Source organism: Ideonella alba, from assembly GCF_018069845.1.
GTDB lineage: Bacteria > Pseudomonadota > Gammaproteobacteria > Burkholderiales > Burkholderiaceae_C > Ideonella > Ideonella alba.
Genome location: NZ_JAGQDD010000015.1, coordinates 71,305 through 95,866, shown reverse-complemented (window position 1 = coordinate 95,866; position 24,562 = coordinate 71,305). Strand labels below are relative to the sequence as shown.

Below are 24,562 nucleotides of genomic sequence, written 5' to 3'. Positions count from 1 at the left end.
GATTGCAGATGATGCGCCATGCGTTCGCGTGCGTTGCGCTGGCCGGCACGGCGGGTCTGGCGCTGGCTCAGGACTGGAGCGTGACCCGGCTGCGTCTGGGCCGCACGGCACCGGCGGAGGTCGAGGTCGGGCTGGCACTGGCTGGGCAGGCCGAGCCGGCCGCCAGCCGCCTGCGCCGTGGCCAGGTGCTGCGCGAGGGCACGCGGCTGGTGGCCCCGGCCGAGGTCGAGATCAGCGTGGCCGACGAGGTCGGCACCGAGGAACTGGTCAAGCGCCAGGGCAAGCCGGGCGAGTTGCTGCTGCGCCGGCGCAATGGCGCCGCCGACTACCAGGTCGTGCGTGGCGGCTTCAGCCTCAAGTCCGCGGTGCGCCAGTTCGAAGGTGCGTTGGCACCCACCGCCAGCGCCGGTCCGGTGCGCTTCAGCCCGATGGGCACGCAGTTCGAGATCGAGGTCTCCGACGCCGGCGATTCGGTCAGCCTGACGGTGCAGACCGGCGCCGTGCAGGTCGACCGCCGCCAGCAGGTGCAGGTGGCCGGCGCCGCGCGGACGGGCGTGGTGGATGCGCCGCGCCAGGTGGTCAAGGCCGGCGAGCCCACCGCGCGCTGGAGCCTGGTGCCCGAGGCGCACCTGCTGCGCTACGGCAGCTTCGACGAGGCTGAGAGCGCCTTCCAGGCCCAGGTGCGCCGGGCCGAGGCGCAGGGCGAACCCGGCCCGTTGTTCGACAGCCTGCTCGCGCTGGGCGACGTCTACCAGCTGATCGGCCGGCCCGCCGAGGCGCTGGCGTCCTACGAGCGCGCGGCCGGCCTGCTGAAGCTGCCCGCCGACACCTATTGGCAGGCGGTGCTGCTGGGCCGGCGCGGCGATGCGCTGCTGGATGCCCGGCGCCTGGGCGAGGCGCTGCAGGCCTACCAGGGCAGCATTGCACTGCACCGCCGCCTGCCGCCGCGCGAAGGCGAGGCGCCGGTGCTGGAGCAGACGGTCAACGTGGTGCGCGCGCTGGAGCAGCAGGGCGTGCTGACCTGCGCCGACCGCTGGGCCGCACGCCTGCTGGGCGAGCTCGACGCCGGCGGGCGCCGCTGGCGTTTCATGAACCATGTGCGCGTGCCATTGCTGCTGACCCGTGCGCATGTGCTGCAGGCCGCCGGCCAGGGCGCCGCCGCGCTGGGCCTGGGCGAGCAGGCACTGGACCTGCAGCGGCAGGTCAGCGACATCTACCCGCACGGCAACGAAGACCGCCTGCAGGTCTTGCTGACGCTGGCCCAGGCGCAGTTCGATACCCAGCAGGCGGACCTGGCGAGCACCACGCTGTCACAGGCCGAGCGCGATGCCCAGGCGCTGTTCCCGATGCGCCATCCGGTCAAGGCGGAGCTGGCGCTGGCGCGGGCCTGGCAGGCCCAGGTGCGGGGCCAGTCCGACGCCTCCCTGGCGTCGATCGCACAGGCCCTGGCGCAGCTCGACCCGCAGCAGCCCGACCGCCTGCTGCGCGGCCAGGCCCTGCTGCAGCGGGCTACGCTGGCGCAGGCGCGCGGCGATGCGGCCAGTGCGCTGGCGGACTTCCGCGCCGCGCGCGAGGACTGGCTGGCGCTGGACCCCTCCGAAGCCGCGCCGCGCCACCAGCAGGTGCTGGACGGCCTGGCCTGGGCACTGGGCGCCACCGGCGCGCCGGCCGACGAACTGGCGGCCGTGCGCGAGGCCGGCCGCCGCCGCGCGCAGGCCTTGCAGGCACTGGAGCAGGCCTGTCCGGCCTGAATGACCTGGCTTGGCCGGCGCGCGGGAACCGTCGATGAGCCTGGCACCGCCTGTCGGCTCCGGCGCTGCGGCCTGGCGCGGCCTGCGAAGCTGGCTGCGCCGCGGCCTGCAGGTGCTGCTGTTCTGCGCGCTGATGGTGGTGCTGGCCTTCTTCATCCAGCCGCTCAAGCGCTTCGACTGGTGGGTGGCCGAGCGCCTGGCGCCGCCGCCACGGGCCTGGCCCGCCCAGGTCGAGCTGATCGACCTGAACGGCACGCTCGATCCGCTGTTCGCGGTGCGGGAGCGCACGGCGCTGCGCACGCTGCTGTGCCAGGTCGCGGCGCTGCCCGACCGGCCGGCGGCGGTGCTGCTGAGCTTCGCGCTGCCGCCCTGGCCGGGTGAGGCGCAATCGGCGCTGACCGGACCCTGCGACGGCCGCCCGGGCGAGTCGGCATTCCAGGCCCTGGCCGCTCGTGGCGTGGCATTGATGGTGCCTCCCGACGAGGCCCAGCGCGGCTGGGTTCTCGGGGCCGACGACTGGCGCGAACGCAGCGGCGATGCCGAGGTCTTCGGCGGCGTCGCGCAGTTCGGCCATGGCGCGCTGACGCTGCAAGGCCGCTACTACTGGTACAGCCACTGCGGCTGCCTGGGCGCGAGCTGCGACTTCCCGGCCCTGGCAGTGCTGGCGCGGCGCGCACTGCTGGGCCTGGAGCCGCCGGCCGCCGGCACCTGCGACGACCCGTCGCAGACCACGGCACTGAGCGGCGACCGCCAGAGCGTGGCCGCGCACCGCTGGCGCTTTGATGGCCGCACGCTGCAGCCCGAGCAGGCCGGTCGCAGCCCCGCCGAATGGTCCGGCCGGGTGCTGGTGCTGGGCCACCTGAAACGCGACCGCATCGGCACGCTGCCGCGGGCCGAGCTGCTCGGCTGGGCGATCGGCGACGGTCTGCCCGCCAACGCCGTGGGCGAGGGCCACCTGCGGCCGCTGGACAACGCCTGGTGGGCCGTGGCCTTCGCGCTGGCCTTCAGTGCGCTGGCCGCTGCCAGCTTCGAGCTGCTCTCGGCGCGCCTGCATCCGCTGCACCGCTGGCTCCACGTCGCGGCCGTCGGTGCCGCACTGACCGCGGTGGGCGCGCTGGCACTGACGATCCTGCTGCTCGACCAGTTGCTGCACCTGCTGTACTTCCAGGTCATCTACGTGCTGATCGGCATTGCGCTGGCCACCTGGCTGAGCTGGCGCCAGATGGCCAGCCGGCTGCGCGACCAGGCGCTCTACACCGACGTCAGCCGGCTCGCGCCCGGCGACGGCCACGACTACGACGTGTTCGTCAGCTACTCACACACCCCGCGCGCCAACATCGACTGGGTGCGCGAGCAGGTGGTGGCGCCGCTGCAGGCGCAGGGCCTGCGCGTGTTCTTCGACGAGCGCTCGATCCGGGTGGGCACCGCCTGGTACTTCGAGCTGGCCTCGGGCATCCAGCGCAGCCGCTGCATGGTGGCGATCTGCAGCGACGACTACTTCGCCAAGGGCTTCTGCCGCTTCGAGCTGAGCAAGGCGATGGTGCGCGAGATCGGTGGTGCCAGCAGCGGCTTCAAGGTGCTGCCCTACCTGAGCCACCCGGGGGTGAACTTCCCGGTGGAGTTCAACCACGTGCAGTACGCCAGCTGGGTGGACAGCCGGGCCATGCTGGTGCGCGTGCTGGAGGTGCTGGACGCCGCGCGCGCCCAGCCCTGAGGCTCAGCGGTAGCTGCGCGCGTCCTCGATGACCTTGCCGTCGTTGGGCAGGCTGCCGGGCGCCAGCAGCTGCACCTCGCTGCGCAGCTTGGTGATGTCGCGCACCGTGTCGGCGATCGCGGCGGCCAGGCCCTCGGGCGTGCCGGCCACCTCGACCTTCAGCGTCATGCGGTCGCTGGCCATTTCGCCCTCGACCACCAGGCGGGCGCGCAGCACCTCGGGGTGGCGGCGCAGCACCTGCGCCACCTGGCTGGGGTGGACGAACATGCCACGTACCTTGGCGGTCTGGTCGGCCCGGCCCATCCAGCCCTTGATGCGGCCGTTGGTGCGGCCGCTGGGGCAGGGGCCCGGCAGCATGGCCGACAGATCGCCAGTGCCGAAGCGCACCAGCGGGTAGTCGGGGTTCAGCGTGGTCACCACCAGCTCGCCCACCTCGCCCTCGGGCACCGGGTCGCCGGTGCCGGGGCGCACGATCTCGACGATCACGCCCTCGTCGATCACCAGGCCTTCGCGGGCCGGGGTTTCATAGGCGATCAGGCCCAGGTCGGCGGTGGCGTAGCACTGGTAACCGGTGATGCCGCGCTCGGCCAGCCAGTCGCGCAGCGAGGGCGGGAAGGCCTCGCCCGAGACCATGGCCTTGGTGATCGACGAGATGTCCACGCCGCTCTCGGCCGCCTTCTCGACCAGGATCTTCAGGAAGCTGGGCGTGCCGATGTAGCCATGGGGTTTCAACTCGGCCACCGCCTGCAGCTGCAGCTCGGTGTTGCCCACGCCGCCGGCGAAGGTGGTGCAGCCGATCGCGTGGGCGCCGGTCTCCATCATCGAGCCCGCGGGCGTCAGGTGGTAGCTGAAGCTGCAGTGCGCCAGATCGCCGGCCCGAAACCCGGCGGCCCAGATCGCGCGGGCCATGCGCCAGTAGTCGGCAGCCGTGCCCTCGGGTTCATAGATGGGGCCGGGCGACTGGAACACCCGGCGTGCGCCCTGGGCGGCGCGCAGGCCGCGCCAGCCGATCGCCGAGAAGCCGCCGAACGGGTCCCACTGCGCCGCGTCGGCGCGACGGGCCTGCTGCTTCTCGAGCAGCTCGTGCTTGCGTGTCACGGGCAGCGCGGCCAGGGCGGCGCGGCTGTTCACCGCCGTGGCGTCCACGCCGGCCAGCAGCTCACCCATGGTCTGGCTGCCCTCGCGGGCGCGGGTCACCACGCGCGGCAGCGCGGCCATCAGCGCGGCCTCGCGCTCGGCCGGGTCGCGTGCCTCCAGGGCATCGTAGAAATCACTCATCGCTGTCGCTCCAGCCGGCAAGGTTCTTCTTCACCAGCGCGACGAAGTCGCGCACCTGGGCGCTCTCCTTCAGCGCCTTGGTCATCCATTCGGGGCTGGTGCGCGATGGCCGCTTGACAATCGCCACCGTCAGCACCGCGCCGTCCACCGCCGCCCGGGCGATCGCGCTGCCGCGTCGCTCGAAGCGGCCCTCGCGCTCGGTCAGCCCCAGCGCGCGCAGGTCGCGGCGCAGCCGCTGCAGCGCGTCCTCCGGCTTGAAGGCCGGCAGCGCAAAGCCCCAGTCCTCGTCACTCACGGTCCGCTCCTGCGTGGCCCGCTGTCAGGCCAACCAGCGCTTGCGGCGCTTGTAGCTCTTGACGTCCTTGAAGCTCTTGCGGTCGCCGCCGCCCATGCCCAGGTAGAACTCCTTGACGTCCTCGTTCTCGCGCAGGGCCTTGGCCTCGCCATCCATCACCACGCGGCCGTTCTCCAGGATGTAGCCGTAGTCGGCGTAACGCAGCGCGATGTTGGTGTTCTGCTCGGCCAGCAGGAAGGTGACCTTCTCCTTGGTGTTCAGGTCCTTGACGATCTCGAACACCTCTTCGACGATCTGCGGCGCCAGGCCCATGCTGGGCTCGTCCAGCAGCACCATCTTCGGGTTGGCCATCAGCGCGCGGCCGATCGCGCACATCTGCTGCTCGCCGCCCGAGGTGTAGGCGGCCTGGCTGGTGCGGCGCGTCTTCAGGCGCGGGAAATAGGCGTAGACCTTCTCCAGCGTCTGCGCCACGGCGGCCTTGCCGTCCTGGCGGGTGTAGGCGCCGGTCATCAGGTTCTCTTCGATGGTCAGGTGGGCGAAGCAGTGCCGGCCCTCCATCACCTGGATCACGCCGCGGTCGACCATCTGGGCGGGCGAGAGCTTCTCGATGCGCTCGCCGCGCAGCTCGATGCTGCCCTTGGTGACCTCGCCTCGCTCGCCCGCCAGCAGGTTGCTGACCGCCCGCAGCGTGGTGGTCTTGCCGGCGCCATTGCCGCCCAGCAGGGCCACCACCTGCCCCTCGGGCACCTGCAGGCTCACGCCCTTGAGCACCAGGATCACATGGTTGTAGATGACCTCGATGCCGTTGACGTTCAGAAGGATGTTGCTCATCGCGGTGTCCTTGTTGACTCATTCAAGCGCCGCGCGCGGCGCTTGAATCAGGCCCCCGGCCGAAGTCGGGGGGAGGGAGGCGGCGCCAGCCGCCTCGGGGGTGGGTCAGGACTGGCAGTCCGCGGCGTCGCGGCGCGAGATCTTCTTCTCGGCGGCGTACTTGTCGGCGGCCTGCTTGACCATGGGCTTGAGCACCTGCTCGTCGGCCTGCAGCCAGTCGGAGCTGAACTTCCAGGCCTTGCCGTCCCAGGTGTGCATGCGCGCCCAGTTGGCGCCCATGTGGTCGGCGCAGGAGGTGGAGATCGGGCGCAGCACGCCAGCGAAGCCCAGCGCGTCGAGCTTCTTCTGGTCCAGCGCCAGGTTCTCCAGACCCCAACGGGTCTGGTCGCCGCTCATGACCTTGCCCTTGCCGAAGCGCTCCTGGGCGCGACGCACGCCCTCGACCGCCAGCATCGCGTGGACCATGCCGCGCATGTACAGCACCTGGCCGACTTCTTCCTTCGGGCCCGTGCCCTGGCCCTTGCCGTGCACTTCCTTCAGGATGTCCTGCACGATCTTGGACTGCGGCTCGGCGCCGTGCTGCATGGTCACGGCGTTGTAGCCCTTGGCGCCCTCACCGACGTCCTTGACATCGGGTTCGGCACCGGCCCACCACACGCCGTACATCTTCTCGCGCGGGTAGCCGGTGGCCACGGCTTCCTTCAGCGCGGCCGAGTTCATCACGCCCCAGCCCCACAGCAGCACGTAGTCGGGACGGCTCTGGCGCACCTGCAGCCAGGTGGCCTTCTGCTCCACGCCCGGCGCGGTCACCGGCAGCAGCTGCAGCTCGTAGCCCAGCATCTTGGCGCGCTCCTGCAGCAGCGGGATCGGCTCCTTGCCGTAGGGGCTGTCGTGGTAGACCAGGGCGATCTTCTTGCCCTTGAGCTTGTCCAGGCCGCCGTTGGCCTTGCCGATGTGCTGCAGGATGGCGTCAGCCGCCACCCAGTAGGTGCCCAGCAGCGGGAAGTTCCACTTGAACACGTTGCCGTCGGCCGATTCGCTGCGGCCATAGCCGGCGGTGATCAGCGGGATCTTGTCGGCCGGGGCCTTCTCGGTCAGCGCGAAGGTGATGCCGGTGGACAGCGGCTGGAACACCGTGGCGCCCTTGCCCTTGAGGCGCTCGTAGCACTCCACGCCCTTGTCGGTGGCGTAGCCGGTTTCGCATTCCTCGTAGGTGATCTTGACGCCGTTGATGCCACCCTTGGCATTGGTGTACTTCAGGTAGTCGACGTAGCCGTTGGCCCAGGGCACGCCATTGGGCGCATAGGCACCGGTGCGGTAGACCAGCACCGGGAAGAACTGCTCCTTGGCCTGGGCGAACGCCGGCGAGGTGGCGATGGCGGCGAATCCGGCCGACGCGATCAGCGCGGCCTGGGCCAGGGTCTTGAACTTCAACATGTTGTCTGCCTCCAGAGGAAGGTGAGGAAACGCACTCGTCAGTGCAAGGTCAGCCGGTCCGGGTTCATCGCCCGGGCCATGCGGATTCGGGGGTCAATGCGGGAAGGGCCACAGCCGCAGCTTTTCCTTGGCGGTGGACCACAGGCGCGCCAGGCCGTGCGGCTCGACGATCAGGAAGAACACGATCAGCGCGCCGAAGATCATGTAGGTCAGGTGCGAGGCGGTGGCGGTGGACAGACCCACCATCACCGTCAGGTTGTCCAGCACGATCGGCAGCACGACGATGAAGGCGGCGCCGAAGAAGCTGCCCATGATCGAGCCCAGGCCGCCGATGATCACCATGAACAGCAGGTCGAAGGAGCGGTTGATGTTGAAGGCCGCCGGCTCCCAGGAACCCAGGTAGACGAAGCCCCACAGCGCACCGGCCATGCCGACGAAGAAGGAGCTGACCGCGAAGGCGGTGAGCTTGGCGTAGACCGGACGGATGCCGATCACCGCCGCGGCCACATCCATGTCGCGCATCGCCATCCATTCGCGGCCGATGTGGCTGCGCACCAGGTTCTTGGCCAGCCACGCGCAGACCACCACGAAGCCCAGGCAGAACAGGTACTTCTCGGTGGGCGAGTCGATCACCCAGCCCAGCAGGTTGAGTTCCGCCACGCTGACCGAGCCCGAGGCCGAGTCGTTGGTGAACCACTTGATGCGCAGGAAGGCCCAGTCGGTGAAGAACTGCGCGGCCAGCGTGGCCACCGCCAGGTACAGGCCGCGGATGCGCAGTGACGGGATGCCGAACAGCACACCCACCACCGTGGCGCACAGGCCGCCCATGATGATCGCCAGCAGCATCGGCATGCCGTCGATGCGGATCATGAAGTTGTAGGCCGCATAGGCGCCCACCGCCATGAAGCCGCCGGTGCCCAACGAGATCTGGCCGCAGTAGCCCACCAGGATGTTCAGGCCGATGGCCGCCAGCGACAGGATCAGGAAGGGGATCAGGATCGCGCGGAACAGGTACTCGCTGGCCAGGAAGGGCACGGCGAGGAAGGCGAAGGCCACCAGCGCGCCGATGACCGCCTTGTCCTGCGCGATCGGAAAGATCTGCTGGTCGGCCCGGTAGCTGGTCTTGAACTGGCCATTCTCACGGTAGAGCATGTTGTTCTCCTTGTGCGCTCAGGCGTTAGACGCGGTCAATGATCTTCTCGCCGAACAGGCCTTGCGGCCGCACCAGCAGGAAGCCCAGCGCCATCACGTACGCAAACCAGATCTCGATGCCGCCGCCCAGCATCGGGCCGATGTAGACCTCGGAGAGCTTTTCGCCCACGCCGATCAGCAGGCCGCCGATGATGGCGCCCGGCACGCTGGTCAGGCCGCCCAGGATCACCACCGGCAGCGCCTTCAGCGCGACCTGCGACAGCGAGAACTGCACCCCCAGCTTGGAGCCCCAGATCATCCCGGCCACCAGGGCCGAGAAGCCGGCCACCGACCAGACGATGACCCAGATGCGGTTGAGCGGAATGCCGATCGACTGCGCCGCCTGGTGGTCGTCGGCCACCGCGCGCAGCGCGCGGCCGGTGGAGGTGTACTGGAAGAACGCTGCCAGCACGGCCACCAGTGCGGCGGCGATCACCGCGGCGAACAGGTCCTCCTGGCTGACCAGCACGCCGCCCTGGAAGGTGCTCTCGAACAGGAACATCGGGTCCTTGGGCATGCCCACGTCGATCTTGTAGATGTCCGAGCCGAACACCGTCTGGCCGAAGCCGTCGAGGAAGTAGGTGATGCCCAGCGTGGCCATCAGCAGCGTGATGCCCTCCTGGTTGACCAGCTTGCCCAGCACGAAGCGCTCGATCACCCAGGCCAGCGCCACCATGCAGGCCATGGCCAGCACGAAGCCGATGATGTTGGCCAGCAGCTTGGAGTCGGAGCCGGTCCAGCCCGGCGCCCATTCCGAGAAGCGCGCCATCGCCAGCGCGGCGAACAGCACCATCGCGCCCTGCGCGAAGTTGAAGACGCCGGAGGCCTTGAAAATCAGCACGAAGCCCAGCGCGATCAGCGAATACAGCATGCCGGCCATCAGGCCGCCGATGAAGGTCTCGAGGAAGAATCCCATGGTCTGTGGTCTCCGGGCGCTCAGTGGGAAGTGCCGAGGTACGCGCGGATCACGTCCTCGTTGCTGCGCACCTCGCTGGGGGTGCCGTCGCCGATCTTCTTGCCGTAGTCGAGCACGACCACGCGGTCGGAGATGTCCATCACCACGCCCATGTCGTGCTCGATCAGCACGATGGTGGTGCCGAACTCGTCGTTGACGTCCAGGATGAAGCGGCTCATGTCCTGCTTCTCCTCGACGTTCATGCCGGCCATTGGCTCGTCCAGCAGCAGCACCTGCGGCTCCATCGCCAGCGCGCGGCCCAGATCGACCCGCTTTTGCAGGCCGTAGGGCAGGCGGCCCACCGGGGTCTTGCGCCAGGCCTGGATTTCGAGGAAGTCGATGATGCGCTCGACGAAGGCGCGGTGCTCGCTCTCCTCGCGCTCGGCCGCCCCCCAGCGGATGGCCTGCTGGAAGAGGTTGGTCTTCATCTTCAGGTTGCGCCCCGACATGATGTTGTCGATGACGCTCATGCCCTTGAACAGCGCCAGGTTCTGGAAGGTGCGCGCCACCCCCATCTCGGCCACCTGGCGGCTGTTCATGTGGCTGAAGGTCTGGCCGCGGAAGGTGATCTTGCCCTCCTGCGGCGTGTAGACGCCGTTGATGCAGTTGAGCATCGAGCTCTTGCCGGCGCCGTTGGGGCCGATGATGGCGCGGATCTCGTGCTCGCGCACATTGAAGCTGATGTCGGTCAGCGCCTTCACGCCGCCGAAGCGCAGGCTGATGTTCTGGACGTCGAGGATGACGTCACCGATCTTTCTTTCGGCCATCTCAAGCCACCTTCCTGGTTTGCGCCGGGAACGTCTTCACGTCCGTGATCTTCAGCGTGGCCGACACGCTGCCGCTGCGACCGTCCTCGAACTTCACCACCGTCTCGATGAACTGCTCGGACTTGCCGGCGTACATCGCGTCGACCAGCACCTGGTACTTGTCGTTGATGAAGCCGCGCTTGACCTTGCGGGTGCGGGTCATCTCGCCGTCGTCGGCGTCGAGTTCCTTGTGCAGCACGATGAAGCGGGCGATCTGGCTGCCCGCCAGCAGTTCGTCGCGCGCCAGGTCGGCGTTGACCTTCTCGACGTTCTCGCGGATGAGCTCCAGCACCTCGGGCTTGGCCGCCAGGTCGGTGTAGCCGGCATAGGGCAGGTTGCGCCGCTCGGCCCAGTTGCCCACCGCCTCGAAGTCGATGTTGACGAAGGCGCAGACCTTCTCGCGCTGGTTGCCGAAGGCCACCGCCTCCTTGATGTGCGGGAAGAACTTCAGCTTGTTCTCGACGTACTTGGGCGCGAACATCGCGCCGTCGTTGGCACCGCCCTTGATGCGGCCGACGTCCTTGACGCGGTCGATGATCTTCAGGTGACCGTTGGCGTCGATGAAGCCGGCGTCGCTGGTGTGGTACCAGCCGTCGGGGGTCAGCACCTCGGCGGTGGCCTCGGGGTTCTTGTAGTACTCCTTGAGCAGGCCGGCGGACTTGACCAGCACCTCGCCGCTGTCGCTGAGCTTGATCTCCACGCCATCGCAGGGCACGCCCACGGTGTCGGCGCGCACCTCGTGGTCGGGCTGCAGGCAGACGAACACCGCGGTCTCGGTGGAGCCGTAGAGCTGCTTGAGGTTGATGCCGATCGCGCGGTAGAAGGTGAACAGGTCGGGGCCGATCGCCTCGCCGGCGGTGTAGGCCACGCGCACCCGGCTCATGCCCAGCGTGTTGCGCAGCGGGCCGTAGACCATCAGGTTGCCCAGAGCGTAGTGCAGCTTGTCGAGCAGGCCCACCGGCTTGCCGTCCATCAGGGCGGGGCCGACGCGGCGTGCCACGTTCATGAAGTGGTGGAACATCCCGCGCTTGATCGTGCTGGCGTCCTCCATGCGGATCATCACCGTGGTCAGCAGGCCTTCGAAGATCCGCGGCGGCGCGAAGTAGTAGCTCGGGCCGATCTCCTTCATGTCGATCGACACGGTGGCGCCCGACTCCGGGCAGTTGACCACGTAGCCGCAGGCCAGCCACTGCGCGTAGCTGAAGATGTTCTGGCCGATCCAGGCCGGCGGCAGGTAGGCCAGCACCTCTTCCCGGTCGGTCAGGCGGTCGAACTTCTGGCCGGCGGCGGCGCGGTCGAGCAGCGACAGGTGGGTGTGGACCACGCCCTTGGGGTTGCCGGTGGTGCCTGAGGTGAAGAACATCGCCGCCACGTCGGTGGGCTTGGCCTGGGCGACCTCGGCCTCGAAGAAGCCGGGGTGGGCGGCCAGCCAGGCGTCGCCGGCCTCGGCCAGCGCGTCCAGCGAGGCCAGGCCCGGCTCGTCGTAGTTGCGCAGGCCGCGCGGGTCGTCGTACCAGACATGGGCCAGCGCGGGGCACTGCTCGCGCACCTCCATCATCTTGTCGACCTGCTCCTGGTCCTCGACCACGGCGAAGGCCACCTCGGCATTGCTGACCGGGAAGACGAACTCGGCCGCCACCGCGTCCTGGTACAGCGGCACCGGCACCGCACCCAGCGCCTGCGCGGCCAGCATGCTGGCGTTCAGGCGCGGGCGGTTGTCGCCCACCACGATCAGGTGCTGGCCCCGGCGCAGGCCGGCCGCGGCCAGGCCGCCGGCCAGGCGCTTGACCAGCGTGGCCAGGTCGGCCCAGGTGGTGGTCTGCCAGATGCCGTATTCCTTCTCGCGCAGCGCCGGGGCCTGGGGCCGGCGGCTGGCGTGTTCAAGCAGGAGCTGGACGAAGGTGGTCTGCACGCGTTTCTCCAAGAAGGCGGCGTGGCCGGACAGGCCGGCCCCGGAATGGACGCGATCCTAGGGCGACCTTTGACGTCATGTTGTCCGTTGGACGACAATCTACGGGTGAGCCCTGAGCGGACTTTCCCGGGTCCGTGCGGGGCCAGCACCGGTGTCGCCGATTGCCGGAGAAGGAGCCTTGCGGTGAGTCAACGTTCCCATGCCTTGCGCGAACGCGCCCGCGCACTGACCGAGGCCGAGCTGGCCAACGTGCCCTGGCTGCGGGTGCTGGATGCCGAAGACCAGCGCCGCGCGCGGGCCGCCATCGTCATTGCCGAGGCCGAGCCCGGCGACCTGATCTGTCGCATCGGCCGCCCCGCCACCTACTGGTTCGGCGTGGTCGATGGCCTGCTGAAGATGAGCAACGATCCCAGCCAGGGCCCGGCGATCACCTTCACCGGCGTGCCGCCCGGCGCCTGGTTCGGCGAGGGCACGCTGCTCAAGCGCGAGCCCTACCGCTACAACATCGAGGTGCTGCGGCGCAGCGCCGTGGCGGGCCTGCCGGTGGACAGCTTCCATGAGCTGCTGGACCGCAGCATCCCCTTCAACCGCTTCGTGCTGAACCAGCTCAACGAGCGCCTGGGCCAGTTCATCGCCGCCCGCGAAACCGACCGCCAGGGTGACCCCGACACCCGTGTGGCGCGCAACCTGGCCTCGTTGTTTCACCCGGTGCTTTACCCGGGCGTGGGCCAGTTGCTGCGCATCACCCAGCAGGAGCTGGGCTACCTGGTCGGCCTGTCGCGCCAGCGCGTGAACGAGGCGCTGCGCACGCTGCAGCAGCGCCAGCTGATCCGCATCGAGTACGGCGGCGTGCGGGTGCTGGACCTGCAGGGCCTGCGCAGCTACCGCCACCGCGACGAGTAGGGCGGGCTTCGCCGCGCTTATCGGCGCTTGGCCGTGCGCAGGCGCGAGGGATGCTCGCGCGATGAGTTCGGACGCCTTTGTCCGTCAGCTCGCCGCCTACTGGAGCGGCGATGCGCTGGCGGTGAACCTGCTGATCTTCCTGAACCTGGCCGGTGCGCTGCTGCTGGGTTCGCTGGTGGGCTATGAGCGCGCCTACCGCGGCCGCGCCGCGGGCATGCGCACCTACGGCCTGGTGTGCATGGCCTCGACCGCGCTGACGGTGTTCGCCGGCTACCCGGCGCTGTGGTACGGCGGCCAGGCCAGCTTCACCGCCGCGCTGGCGCACGACCCGACGCGGGTGATCCAGGGCATCGTCACCGGCATCGGTTTCCTGGGCGCCGGCGTGATCATGAAGGACGGGCTGAACATCAGCGGCCTGACCACCGCCGCATCGATCTGGTCGGCCTCGGCGATCGGCGTGCTGATCGGCGTGGGTTTCTATGGCGCCGCCATCCTGCTGGCCGCACTGTCGGCCTCGGCGATGATGTGGGGCAGCCGCATTGAGGCTTGGCTGCCCTCGCACCAGGCGGTGGGCATCGAGCTGCGCCTGCGCCCGGGCGTGTCCAGCGACGCCGCGACGATCGACCGCTTCCTGCGCCAGCAGGGCTTCATGCTGGCCACCGGCTCGCTGGCGATCTGCCACGACGACGGCCAGTCCACCTGGAAGTTCGTCGCGGTGGTGCAGGACCGCCGCCAGGCCACGCCGCTGGACCGCCTGGCGGCGGCGCTGCAGGGTTGGAGCGACGTGGTGAAGTTCAGCCTGGCCCACGCCAGGAACTGAACGGCCCCGCCGGCGCTGCGCCGCTCAGGCGCGCCAGCGCCGCGCCGCCAGCAGCCCACCGATCACCAGCGCATAGATCGCCGGCTCCAGCAGGTTGTTCTTGCCCGCGCGCATCCACCAGAAATGCAGCAGCGCCACCGGGCCGATCACATAGGTCAGCTTGTGCAGGTCGCGCCAGGCCCGGCCACCCATCCAGCGCACCGCGGCGTTGAACGAGGTGGCGGCCAGCGGCAGCAGGGCCAGCCAGGCGGCGGTGCCCACCAGGATGAAGGGGCGCTTGCCGATGTCCTTGAGCAGTGCGTCGAGTGCCCATTCCATGTCCAGCCAGGCGTAGGCCGACCAGTGCAGCGTGGCATAGACGAAGGTGGCCACGCCCACATTGCGCCGAAAGCGCGCCAGGCCGCTCCAGCCGGTCAGCTGGCGCAGCGGCGTGATCGCCAGCGTCAGGCACAGGCCGCGCAGCGTCCAGTCGCCCAGGCTGCGGATCAGCGCCTCGGCGGGGTTGGGGCCCAGGCCGCCGTACAGCGCGGCCCAGACCAGCGAGGCCGCCGGCAGGCCGAGCAGCAGCCAGACCACCGGCTTGGCCAGTGGGTGAAGCAGCCAGCGGTTCATCAGTAGTGCTTGCGCAGGTCCAGGCCGGCGTAGAGCTGGCCCACCTGGGCCTCGTAGCCGTTGAACATCAGCGTCGGGCGCTTCTTGGCGAACAGGCCCTGGGCCTCGCCGATGCGGCGCTCGCTGGCCTGGCTCCAGCGCGGGTGGTCAACCTGCGGGTTGACGTTGCTGTAGAAGCCGTATTCCTGCGGCGCCGCCTGCTCCCAGCTGCTCAGCGGCTGCTTCTCGACCAGCCGGATGCGCACGATGGACTTGGCGCTCTTGAAGCCGTACTTCCAGGGCACGACCAGGCGCAGCGGCGCGCCATTCTGGTTGGGCAGCACCTCGCCATACAGGCCGAAGGCCAGCAGCGTCAGCGGGTGCATGGCCTCATCCAGGCGCAGGCCCTCGCGGTAGGGCCAGTCCAGCACGCCCGAGCGCAGGCCCGGCATCTGGGCGCGGTCGGCCAGCGTGGTGAACTCGACGAACTTGGCGTTGCCGGTGGGCTCGACCTTCTTCAGCAGCTCGGCCAGCGACCAGCCCACCCAGGGGATGACCATCGACCAGCCCTCGACGCAGCGCAGGCGGTAGACACGCTCCTCCATCGGCGCGAGCTTGAGCAGCTCGTCCAGGTCGAAGCGCCGGGGCTGGCGCACCTCGCCATCGACCATCACCGTCCAGGGGCGGGGCTTGAGCGAGCCGGCGGTGCGGGCGGGGTCGGACTTGTCGGTGCCGAACTCGTAGAAGTTGTTGTAGCTGGTGACGTCGGCGTAGGCGGTGGCCTGCTCCATCAGCATGGCGCCGGCCACGTTGGAGCGCGCGCCCGGCAGCGGCGCCAGGCGGCCCGGGCCGCGGGTCTGGGCCTGGGCGCCGTGCACGCCGGCACCGGCCAGCGCGGCGGCGGCCAGCCAGTCGCGTCGGCGCAGCCAGGTCTCGCGCGGGGTGATCTCGGAGGGGCGGGGCTGGTCGAAGCCGGGGCGGGGCAGTAGGGGCATGGTCGGCCTGAAGGTCGTGGAGGATGAACCTGAGTCGTGCAACGCAGGCCAGACCTTACGCGCAAGCCGGAGGTCCGGTCGGGCGCAGGGGCTCAGCGGTGTACGACCGCGGCCCGCCAGGGCTTCCCTGGGGCCGGCACAGCCCCGATTGTCGTGACGGTCGTCACGGGGGCGGCGGACCCGATGCCGCCCAGGCTCAACCCCTGGCCGGGCCGGCCGACACCCCGTACGACGAACCGGGGAACCCGGTCCGCCTTGATGGAGTGCCTGCCTTGATCCTGACCGCCCTGTTCCGCCGCCTGTGCGCCGCCACCCTGCTGGCCTGTCTGCTGGCTGCGCCAGCTGCCGCCCAAACCACCAAGCTGGCCGCCGAGCTGCAGCCCTACGCCGCTGGCCGCGCGTCGGGCCTGCCGGCCGTCACCTGGGCCCAGGCGAAATCCAATGGCCCGCTGGTCAAGGTCCTGATCGTGGCGAGCAGCACCGACAGCAGCCTGGCCGCCCTGCGTGCCGAGGTGCTGGCGCGCGGCGGCTCGGTCCACCACAATTTCCTGTCCACCCGCGCACTGGCGGCCATGGTGCCGGCCGCGGCCCTGTCGCGTCTGGCTGCGCGGTCCGACGTGGTGAGCATCGTGCCCAACCGTGCCGTGTCGCGCCAGGCCAGCCTGCTGGAGACCGCCGCTGGTGACGGCGCGGCCCTGGCCGCCCTGCCCAACGGCACCGGCTATGACGGACGCGGTGTCGGCATCGCGGTGCTCGACTCGGGCATCGACTTCCGCCACCGCCACTTCAGCGACGGCGCCGGCGGCTCGCGGGTCAAGCTGGCGGTCGATATCGTCGCCACCTCTCGGCGGCTGCTGGGCGAAGGCTGGAGCGCCGGCCTCGACTACTCGGCGGTGTCGCGCGCCGGCATCGACGGCACCAAGTACCGCCAGCTGTTCGCCAAGCTGGCGCCGGTGGCCCCGGACCCCGATCCCTACGGCCACGGCACGATCGTCGCCGCCGCGGCGGCTGGCCAGGGCCGCTACCAGTCGCCCGATGCCAGCGGCGTGGCCACCGGCGCCACGCTGGTCGATGTGCGCGTCCTGGATGCGCAGGGCAACGGCAACCTGGCCGACGTGCTGCTGGGCATGGACTGGGTGCTGCAGAACGCCCGGCTGGCCGGCATCCGGGTGGTCAACCTGAGCCTGGGCGGCTCGTCGGCCGACAGCTTTCTCAATGACCCGCTGGCGCGGGCGGCGCGCAGCGCGTCGGCGGCCGGTCTGGTGGTGGTGGCCTCGGCGGGCAATGCGGGTCGCAACAACTCGGGGCAGGAGGTCTTCGGCGCGATCTCGTCGCCGGGCAGCGACCCGTCGGTGATCACCGTCGGCGCGTCCAACCCCTTTGGCACCGGACCGCGAAGCGACGACGCGGTCACCGGATTCAGCTCTCGCGGCCCCACCCGGGGCAGTGTGCTGTACGCCAGCGGCCGGCGCTGGAGCGACCACCTGCCCAAACCCGACCTGGTGGCGCCGGGCAACCGCATCCTGGGCGCGCTGGGCGCCGACCGCGACGGCCGCTGGAACCTGCTGGCGCGCAGCCACCCCGAGCTGACGCAGGTCAGCGGCGCCTCCCAGGCCAAGGGGCAGGCGCTGATGTCGCTCTCGGGCACCTCGCTGGCCGCGCCGGTGGTGGCCGGTGCGGCAGCGGTGGTGCTGCAGGCCAACCCCGGCCTGACGCCGCCGCTGGTCAAGGCCATCCTGCAATACACCGCCACCCCCTTGGCGCAGGGCAACCTGCTGCAGCAGGGGGCCGGCCAGATCAACGTGGCCGGCGCGGTACGGCTGGCAACCGCCCTGCGCACCGACATCAGCGCTGCCGCCGACGCCGGTCAGCTGCTGCCCGGTGCCAGCCTGCTGGCCGTGGGCCGCACGATGCCGATGCCGTTGACCGTCCTGGACGGCGTGGCACGTCCCTGGAGCCAGATCCTCACCGTCGGCGGCACCCATCTGGCCACCGGCGCCGAGGCCATCGCGCGCTGGCAGCCGATTTTTGATGGCCGGCTGACCTGGGCGCGGCAATGGGTGCTGCGGCGCGATGTGAGCTGGCAGCCCATGTCACTCAAGGACGGCGTGCCGCCGCTGACCGTGCCGCGCGCCATCGTCGAGCGCAATGCCGGTGCACAAGGCTTGCTGAGCGCGGGCGTGCGTCTGCTCGATGCGCTGGCCCCGTCTGCCGCAGACGGCACCGCGGCGCTGCTGACGCCGGTGGCCCGCCTCTCTGCGCTGGCGGCCAGCGGCCAGGGCCTGAGACTGCGCCGGGGCTTTGGCTTTGACAGCCTGGGCCTGCGCGGCGAGGGTTTCCTGCTCAGCCAGGGCTTCCTGTTGTCCGAAGGCTTCCTGCTCAGCGAAGGCTTCCTGCTGTCCGAGGGTTTCCTGCTCAGCGAAGGCTTCCTGCTGAGCGAGGGCTTTCTGCTCAGCGAAGGCTTCCTGCTGTCCGAAGGCTTTCTGCTCAGCGAGGGTTTCCTGCTGAGCGAGGGCTTCCTGCTGTCCGAGTCGGTCGGCGACGTGGCTGGCGGCCAGGACCGGAGCTGGGCCGGCGATTGAACCCCGGCGCCGCCCGGCGTCCGGCCGGGTTCAAGTTGGCGCCCGACCTGGCCGATGTTGGAAGGACATCCCGGGCCCGCCGCCATGACCACCTCTTCCCCCGCCCCACGCCCGCCGGCCGACCCCGGCGGCTGGCTGGCGCGGTTCCACGCGCAGCACCTGCCCGACTACAGCCCGGCTTCCACCCGGCTGTGGTGGGCGATTGCACTGTCCGGCGCGCTGGCGCTGGGCATCGCGCTGGACGCCTTCCTGGGTTGGCCGGCCGAGCGGCAGATGCAGGTGGTGGGCGCACTGGCCCTGGTGGTCACGGCCGCGCTGCTCTCGCTGCAACTGCCGCGAACCAGCTTCTCGTTCAGCATTGCTGACGCCTTCAATTTCACGCTGCTGGTGATGTACGGCCCGGCCGCCGCGGTGCTGGGTGCCGGCGCCGAGGGCCTGGTGGGCACGATGCGGACCTCGCGCCGGCTCTCCAGCCGTGTCGCCAGCCCGGCCGCGGCGATGGCCAGCTGGTCACTGGCCGGCGCTGCCCATGCGGGCCTGGCGGCCCTGCTGGTGGTCTCGAACCTGCCGCCGGCGGTGGCCGAGGTGCTGGCGCTGCTGCTGGCCTCGCTCGTGACCTACGTCGGCACCACGCTGCCGCTGATGGCCATGATGACGCTCAAGCGCCAACAGTGGCCCGCGCCCAGGAGCTGGCTCAACGGCACGGCCTGGGTCGGCGGGGTCTACATCGGCTCGGCGCTGCTGGCGGCGATGGCCTGGCTGCTGGCACGTCAGCACGGTGCCGGCCTGATGGCTCTGCTGGGTGTGGCGGTGCTGGGCGTGCTGGCACTGGTGCGCGTCACGCTGGCCCATCAGGAGGCCGAGCATGCCCGCCAGGAGCAGTGCATCGACGAGGCGCGCCGCGAGGCCGAGCTGAACCAGCAGCGCTTCAGCGCCGCCTTCACCCATGCCGCAGTGGGCATGGCCATCGCCGATGCACAGGGGCGCCTGCTGCGCGTCAACCAGGCCCTGGCGACGCTGGTGCAGGCGCCGGAGGGCACCCTGCCTGGCCGCACGATGCTCGACCTGCTGCACCCCGCCGACCACGCGGTCTTCGAGCGCAAGACCCTGGAGATGAAGGCCCATGCACGCAACGATTTCGCGCTGGAGCTGCGCTGCCGCACGCCGACGGGTGGCGACACCTGGGTGATGATGCATTGCGGCCGCTTCGCCGACCCCGGCGGCGAGGGCAACGCGCTGATCTACCAGCTGCACGATGTCAGCGCGCGGCGCGCCGCCGAGGCACGGCTGCAGCACATCGCCTACCACGACAACCTCACCGGCCTGGCCAACCGCGCGCGCTTTCACGAACAGCTCGAGGGCGCCGTGGAGCGCAGCCTGGTCGACCCGCAGGTCTACTTCGCGGTGATGTTCCTGGACCTGGACCGCTTCAAGATCGTCAACGACAGCCTGGGCCACGAGGCCGGCAACCTGATGCTGCGCGAAGTGGCCAGACGCCTGCAGTCCTGCGTGCGGCCCAGCGACCTGGTGGCGCGCCTGGGCGGCGACGAATTCGCGGTGATGCTGCTGGGCCTGCAGGACAGCGCGGACGGACTGCGTCTGGCGCGGCGCATGCTGGCCGAGCTGATGCAGCCGATGCCGGTGTGCGGCACCGAGCTGGTTCCGGGCGCCAGTCTGGGCATCACCTTCAGCGACCTGGGCTACCGCACCGTCGACGAGTTGCTGCGCGACGCCGACGTGGCGATGTACGAGGCCAAGGCCGGCGGCCGCGGCCGGGTGGCGATCTTTGACCGGACGATGCACGAGCGCATCGCCTACCGGCTGGCCCTGGAGGCCGACCTGCGCCGCGCACTGGCCGAGCAGCAGCTGTCGCTGGTCTACCAGCCCCTCTACGAGATCGAGGGCGGTCGCCTCACGGGCTTCGAGGCGCTGGCGCGCTGGCACCACCCGGTGCGTGGCGCGGTCAGCCCGGCCGAGTTCATCGCGCTGGCCGAGGAGTCAGGCCACATCGAGACGCTGACCACCTGGCTGATCGGCCAGGCGGTGGCGCAGATGGCCCAGTGGCACCGGCTGGCGCCGCACCTGGCGCAGGCGTCGATGCACCTGAACCTCTCGGGACGCGACCTGGTGCGCAGCGACATCGTCGACACCGTGCGCGATGCCCTCCAGCGGCATGGGCTGCCGCCGGCCCGGCTCACGCTGGAGATCACCGAAACCGTGCTGATGGAGCGCCTGGACCTGGCGCTGGAGACGGTCCGCCGCCTGCGCGAGCTGGGCGTGCGCCTGTCGATCGACGACTTCGGCACCGGCTACTCGTCCCTGAGCTACCTGGGCACGCTGCCCATCGACAGCCTGAAGATCGACCGCTCCTTCGTGATGCGCATGGAGCAGCAGCCCGAGAGCATCGAGATCGTGCGCGCTGTCGTCACGCTGGGCCACGCGCTGGGCAAGCGCGTGATCGCCGAGGGGGTGGAAACCGCGGCTCAACTCGAGCAGTTGCGTCAGCTGGGCGCCGATGAGGCGCAGGGTTATCTGCTGTCGCGGCCGGTGACGGCGGCCGAGGTGCCCCGCCTGCTGTACGCGCCGGCGCTGGCCTGAGGCCGCTCAGGCCGGGAAATCGCCGTCGCCGAACAGCGTCAGGGCCTGCGTGCCGCGGCGCTCGCGGTAGGACTTGCGCGAGAACAGCTTGGTCTGCGCCTCGGGCGGCAGGTCGGTGATGGTGATCACGTGGCGGGCGATCAGGGCGTCGATCACGTCTTCCAGCACGCGCACGAAATCGGCGTCCAGGCGCTGGAAATCGCCGCCGGCGCCGACGAAGGCCTGCACCTCGGGGTGGTCGTCGGGCAGGAGTTCGGCGCCCTCGGTGGGCGCGTCCCGGTGCAGGCTGGCCAGGCGGCCGTGGTCGTCGCGGATGACGTAGGGCATGGGCCGACTATAGCGACGCCCTGCCGGGGCGAGAAGCGACCTTCGTCACAGCGTGCCGTAGCTGTGCAGGCCGCTGAGGAACATGTTGACACCCAGGAAGGCGAAGGTGGTGACCACCAGGCCGCCGAGCGACCACCAGGCCGCGGCGTGACCGCGCAGGCCCTTCATCAGGCGCATGTGCAGCCAGGCGGCGTAGTTCAGCCAGACGATCAGCGCCCAGGTCTCCTTCGGGTCCCAGCTCCAGTAGCCGCCCCAGGCCTCGGCGGCCCAGAAGGCGCCCAGCACGGTGGCGATCGTGAAGAAGGCGAAGCCCACGGCGATCGCCTTGTACATCACGTCGTCCATCAGCTCCAGCGAGGGCGTGCGCGCGTTGACCGTGCCGCGCACCGCCACCATCAGGCCGAAGAGCGCCATCAGGCCGCCCAGCAGCGTGGCGCTCTTCTTCAGCGCCGGGGCCAGCTCGGCCGGGCCCAGTGCCAGGCCCGCCAGCACCGCCAGCAGCACGCCGCCGGGCACCCAGACCAGGCCGGTCCACAGCGCGCGCGGCGTGGCGGTCTTCAGCAGATAGGCCAGCGACACCATGGCCGCCAGCGCGAAGGTGCCGTAGCCGATGAAATTGGCCGGCACATGCAGCTTCATCCACCAGCTCTGCAGCGCCGGCACCAGCGGCTGGATCTCGTGCGCCTCGCGCGCCACCGTGTACCAGAGCAGGAAGGCCACCGAGGCGCTGATCACCAGCATCACGAAGCCGCCCAGCGTGCGCACCTGGTAGTGCGCCTCGTAGTACAGGTAGAACAGCGCGGTCAGCCAGGCGAACAGCACGAAGACCTCGTAGAGGTTGCTGACCGGGATGTGGCCGATGTCCGGGGCGATCTGGTGGCTCTCGAACCAGCGCACGAAGGTGCCCACCAGGGCCATGAACACCGCGGCCCAGGTCAGGCGCGAGCCGATGCGCAGCGCGGCGTTGTCGTCGCCCCGGGCGAAGAAGCCGATCCAGTAGAACAGCGTGGCCATGAAGAACAGCGTGCTCATCCACAGGATCGCGCTCTGGCTGGACAGCAGGTACTTCAGCCAGAAGACCTGCTCGGCGGCGGCCAGGTCGGCGCCGAAGGCGTCGGTCTGGCGCAGGTACAGCGAGATCGCCAGCAGCACCGTGGCGCCCACCGCCAGGCTGAGCCCGCGCAGCGGCCGCCAGAACCAGCCCAGCGCCACCAGCGCCGGCACGCTGCCGACCAGGATGCCGCGCTCATAGCCGTCCATCGACGCGCCATAGCGCTGCCAGGCGTAACCGGCGCCCAGCAGCAGCAGCGCGGCAAACAGCCAGTCGAAGGCGCTGCGGCCGGACAGCAGGCCGGGCTTGCCGAGGTCGAGGGTGGTGGTGGTCATGCGGTGGTGCCTCCGGGGCCGGCGAGCAGGCTGCTGCGCAGGCGGTCGAAATCCTGGTCAATGTCGAGGGTGCGACGCGGCGTGGACATGGCCAGCTGCACCCGCGTGGCGCCTGGGCGCTCGGGGTCGTCGGACAGCCAGATCCACAGCCGACGCTCACGGATGTAGAGCATGGCGAAGACGCCGACGATCAGCAACACGGCCCCCAGGTAGACCAGGGTCTTGCCAGGGGCACGCGCCACCTGGAACACGCTGGCCTGCACCTGCTCGAAGCTGTCAAGCTGCAGCATCACCGGCGCCGGGTAGAACGAGGCGTCGGACATCGACAGCACGGCCTGGGTCAGGAAGCGTTCGGTTTCGGGGCCGGGCGGCAGCGGCGGCTGGGCGGCGCGGCCACGCGAGATCTGCGCCAGCTCGTAGAAGGCGCCGTTGAGGATGCGCAGCAGCACCTCGGCCACCTTCTGGCGCTCGGCCTCGGGCACGCTGTGCTCGACAAAGCGGCTGAAGGCGTCCAGGCCGCCGGTCACCGGCTGGCCGTCGCCGGGGCTTTCGGCACCGGCGAACAGTGCCAGCGCGCGCTCGGCGGTGATGCGCAGCTGCTCGGCCATCTCGGGGCGGCCGTCGGGCGTGGCGGCCTTGGCGTACAGGCGGGCGGCGCTGCTGCGCGCGGCGGGGTCGCGCAGGGCGTCACGCAGGCGCAGCCAGCCACCCATCGAGCCCTCGCTGTCGGCCGGGATGCGCAGGTAGCGGAAGTTCTCGGACAGCGCCTCGCGCATGCCGACCAGGAAGACGCGCTGGCCCTCCAGCTCGACCGGCACCATGTAGTTGTGGAACTCGCGCCGCTGGCCGCTGGCGTCGACCAGCTTGTAGGTGATGGCCGGGCCGATGTTGTGCAGTGTCTTGGCGCGGCCGTCGGGCTTGGCGCCGCTGCCCAGGTGCTTGGACAGCGTGGCGCCCAGGTCGACGCGGCGCACATCGGTGCCCGGCTCGCCCTCGCGGTCGCTGCCCAGGTTCTCGACATTGATGACCTTCAGGCCGGTCAGCTCCACGGTGAGCTTGTCGTTGCCATTGGTCAGTTGCAGCGTGTCGCCCACGCGGCCCTGCACGTCGAAGGCGGGGCCGCTGCGGGCCATCGGCACGGCCTTGAGCTTGAGCAGCGAGCCGCCGTCCTCGAAGCTGCTCTGGTAGATCGCCACGCCCTGGTGGATCGCCGGCTCGTTGACCTTGACGGTGGCTTCGGTGGCCTGCCCGGTGGCGTTGTCGTGGATGACGATCTGGCTGGCGAACAGCTTGGGCATGCCGGTGTCGTAGTACTCGACGATGAACTTCTTGAGCTCGACGTCGAAGGGCAGGTCCTGCAGCACGATGCCGTCGGGCATGCTCAGCACCGCCACGCCGGCGCGGGTGCCCTCGGTGACCAGCAGGTTGCCGCGGAAGGTGGGGTTGGTGGCCGGCAGGCGGTGCTCGGGCGGCACGTCCTTGATCAGGCCGCCGCCTTCAAACGTGCTCTTGCCGCCCAGGGCCATCTGCAGGCGCACCACCAGGTCGCCGTCGGACAGGCCGCCCAGGCAGATCAGCACCACCGCCGAGTGGGCCGCCAGGTAGCCCAGCTTGTTGGCGCGACCGGCGCGGGCGGCAACCATCGTGCCGCCCTCGCGCAGCTGGGCGCGGGCCTGCCAGCCGCGGCCGGCCAGCACCGCCGAGGCATGCTGCATCGCCGCCTCGCGCGACAGCGCCAGCGTGCCTTCGCCCTTGTGGTGGAAGGCCTTGAGCGCGCCTTCGCGGATGTCTTCCTTGAAGCTGCGCAGGTCGGCGACGATCTTCGGCGCGTTGCGGGCGATGCACAGGCTGGTGGACAGCACCAGAAAGCCCAGGATCGCCAGGAACCAGCCGGCGCTGTACACCGTGAACAGGCTGAAGCGGCCCAGCACCTCGGTCCAGAAGGGCCCGAACTGGTTGATGTAGTTGTTCAGCGGCTCGTTCTGCTTGACGACCGTGCCGATCACCGAGGCGATGCAGATCACCGCCAGCAGCGTGATCGCGAAGCGCATCGACGACAGCAGCTCGTAGGCGGTGCGCAGCGGCGAGGGTCGGCGCAGGAGAGCGGAATCGGACATGGGGCGCGATTATCCGGGTGGCGAAAGCCCCCAAAAAAAAGGGCCGGTCAAGGACCGGCCCGGGTTTGCGTGC

At 70.2% G+C, this 24,562-nt stretch carries 19 protein-coding genes; 6 read left to right on the top strand and 13 right to left on the bottom strand.

The genetic code is table 11. From position 1 onward, the window contains the following. The first annotated feature begins 8 nt into the window (after positions 1-8). Both KAK03_RS17805 and KAK03_RS17800 read left to right on the top strand, forming a co-directional pair. Positions 9-1,751, top strand: coding sequence for a tetratricopeptide repeat protein (locus tag KAK03_RS17805; RefSeq protein WP_210855847.1), 1,743 nt, complete (start codon positions 9-11; stop codon positions 1,749-1,751). A gap of 34 nt (positions 1,752-1,785) precedes the next feature. Continuing rightward, positions 1,786-3,465 (top strand): toll/interleukin-1 receptor domain-containing protein, encoded by a 1,680-nt coding sequence (locus tag KAK03_RS17800; protein ID WP_210855845.1) that lies wholly within the window; start codon positions 1,786-1,788, stop codon positions 3,463-3,465. Between the two features lie 3 nt (positions 3,466-3,468). Here the strand turns inward: KAK03_RS17800 and KAK03_RS17795 are convergent, their stop codons facing one another. The 8 genes from KAK03_RS17795 to KAK03_RS17760 all read right to left on the bottom strand — a co-directional run bounded on the left by KAK03_RS17795 (position 3,469) and on the right by KAK03_RS17760 (position 12,170). Beyond that, positions 3,469-4,743, bottom strand: a complete 1,275-nt coding sequence (locus tag KAK03_RS17795; protein WP_210855843.1) for a phenylacetate--CoA ligase family protein — start codon at positions 4,741-4,743, stop codon at positions 3,469-3,471. Further along, the gene (locus KAK03_RS17790; protein ID WP_210855841.1) at positions 4,736-5,038 is read right to left on the bottom strand and encodes a hypothetical protein; all 303 of its coding nucleotides are present in this window, start codon (positions 5,036-5,038) and stop codon (positions 4,736-4,738) included. Before KAK03_RS17790 ends, KAK03_RS17795 begins: the two co-directional genes overlap by 8 nt. Positions 5,039-5,062: 24 nt before the next feature. After that, positions 5,063-5,869, bottom strand: coding sequence for an ABC transporter ATP-binding protein (locus KAK03_RS17785; protein WP_210855839.1), 807 nt, complete (start codon positions 5,867-5,869; stop codon positions 5,063-5,065). Positions 5,870-5,974: 105 nt separating this feature from the next. Further along, complete coding sequence (locus tag KAK03_RS17780; protein ID WP_210855927.1) at positions 5,975-7,303, bottom strand: ABC transporter substrate-binding protein; 1,329 nt, start codon at positions 7,301-7,303, stop codon at positions 5,975-5,977. Between the two features lie 96 nt (positions 7,304-7,399). After that, on the bottom strand, positions 7,400-8,458 hold the full coding sequence (locus KAK03_RS17775) for a branched-chain amino acid ABC transporter permease (protein ID WP_210855837.1): 1,059 nt from the start codon (positions 8,456-8,458) through the stop codon (positions 7,400-7,402). Positions 8,459-8,483: 25 nt separating this feature from the next. Then, positions 8,484-9,413, bottom strand: a complete 930-nt coding sequence (locus tag KAK03_RS17770) for a branched-chain amino acid ABC transporter permease (protein WP_210855835.1) — start codon at positions 9,411-9,413, stop codon at positions 8,484-8,486. 20 nt (positions 9,414-9,433) lie between these two features. Next, positions 9,434-10,219, bottom strand: coding sequence for an ABC transporter ATP-binding protein (locus KAK03_RS17765; protein WP_210855833.1), 786 nt, complete (start codon positions 10,217-10,219; stop codon positions 9,434-9,436). A 1-nt stretch (position 10,220) separates the two neighbouring features. Continuing rightward, positions 10,221-12,170 (bottom strand): AMP-dependent synthetase/ligase, encoded by a 1,950-nt coding sequence (locus KAK03_RS17760; RefSeq protein ID WP_210855831.1) that lies wholly within the window; start codon positions 12,168-12,170, stop codon positions 10,221-10,223. A 183-nt stretch (positions 12,171-12,353) separates the two neighbouring features. Between KAK03_RS17760 and KAK03_RS17755 the strand changes: the two genes are divergently transcribed. Together KAK03_RS17755 and KAK03_RS17750 are read left to right on the top strand one after the other, a co-directional pair. Then, positions 12,354-13,073, top strand: a complete 720-nt coding sequence (locus KAK03_RS17755; protein WP_310738651.1) for a Crp/Fnr family transcriptional regulator — start codon at positions 12,354-12,356, stop codon at positions 13,071-13,073. Between the two features lie 61 nt (positions 13,074-13,134). Continuing rightward, positions 13,135-13,893, top strand: coding sequence for an MgtC/SapB family protein (locus KAK03_RS17750; RefSeq protein ID WP_210855827.1), 759 nt, complete (start codon positions 13,135-13,137; stop codon positions 13,891-13,893). Between the two features lie 24 nt (positions 13,894-13,917). On the opposite strand, the gene msrQ is transcribed toward KAK03_RS17750, so the two are convergent. Together msrQ and msrP are read right to left on the bottom strand one after the other, a co-directional pair. Continuing rightward, the gene (gene msrQ / locus KAK03_RS17745; RefSeq protein WP_210855824.1) at positions 13,918-14,505 is read right to left on the bottom strand and encodes a protein-methionine-sulfoxide reductase heme-binding subunit MsrQ; all 588 of its coding nucleotides are present in this window, start codon (positions 14,503-14,505) and stop codon (positions 13,918-13,920) included. Next, a complete protein-coding gene (msrP, locus tag KAK03_RS17740; protein WP_210855823.1) occupies positions 14,505-15,479 on the bottom strand; it encodes a protein-methionine-sulfoxide reductase catalytic subunit MsrP in 975 nt (324 codons plus the stop codon). The genes msrQ and msrP overlap by 1 nt, the downstream gene beginning before the upstream one ends. Positions 15,480-15,751: 272 nt before the next feature. On the opposite strand from msrP, the gene KAK03_RS17735 reads away from it, so the two are divergent. Together KAK03_RS17735 and KAK03_RS17730 are read left to right on the top strand one after the other, a co-directional pair. Then, the gene (locus KAK03_RS17735) at positions 15,752-18,061 is read left to right on the top strand and encodes a S8 family serine peptidase (RefSeq protein ID WP_210855821.1); all 2,310 of its coding nucleotides are present in this window, start codon (positions 15,752-15,754) and stop codon (positions 18,059-18,061) included. 84 nt (positions 18,062-18,145) lie between these two features. Next, a complete protein-coding gene (locus KAK03_RS17730; protein ID WP_210855820.1) occupies positions 18,146-20,659 on the top strand; it encodes a putative bifunctional diguanylate cyclase/phosphodiesterase in 2,514 nt (837 codons plus the stop codon). Positions 20,660-20,665: 6 nt separating this feature from the next. On the opposite strand, the gene KAK03_RS17725 is transcribed toward KAK03_RS17730, so the two are convergent. Genes KAK03_RS17725 through KAK03_RS17715 form a run of 3 tightly spaced genes read right to left on the bottom strand, consistent with a single transcriptional unit; the run spans position 20,666 to position 24,489 of the window. Then, the gene (locus tag KAK03_RS17725; protein ID WP_247661242.1) at positions 20,666-20,986 is read right to left on the bottom strand and encodes a hypothetical protein; all 321 of its coding nucleotides are present in this window, start codon (positions 20,984-20,986) and stop codon (positions 20,666-20,668) included. Between the two features lie 45 nt (positions 20,987-21,031). Then, positions 21,032-22,372 (bottom strand): c-type cytochrome biogenesis protein CcsB, encoded by a 1,341-nt coding sequence (gene ccsB, locus KAK03_RS17720; RefSeq protein ID WP_210855818.1) that lies wholly within the window; start codon positions 22,370-22,372, stop codon positions 21,032-21,034. After that, on the bottom strand, positions 22,369-24,489 hold the full coding sequence (locus tag KAK03_RS17715) for a cytochrome c biogenesis protein ResB (protein WP_210855816.1): 2,121 nt from the start codon (positions 24,487-24,489) through the stop codon (positions 22,369-22,371). Before KAK03_RS17715 ends, ccsB begins: the two co-directional genes overlap by 4 nt. Positions 24,490-24,562: the final 73 nt, after the last annotated feature.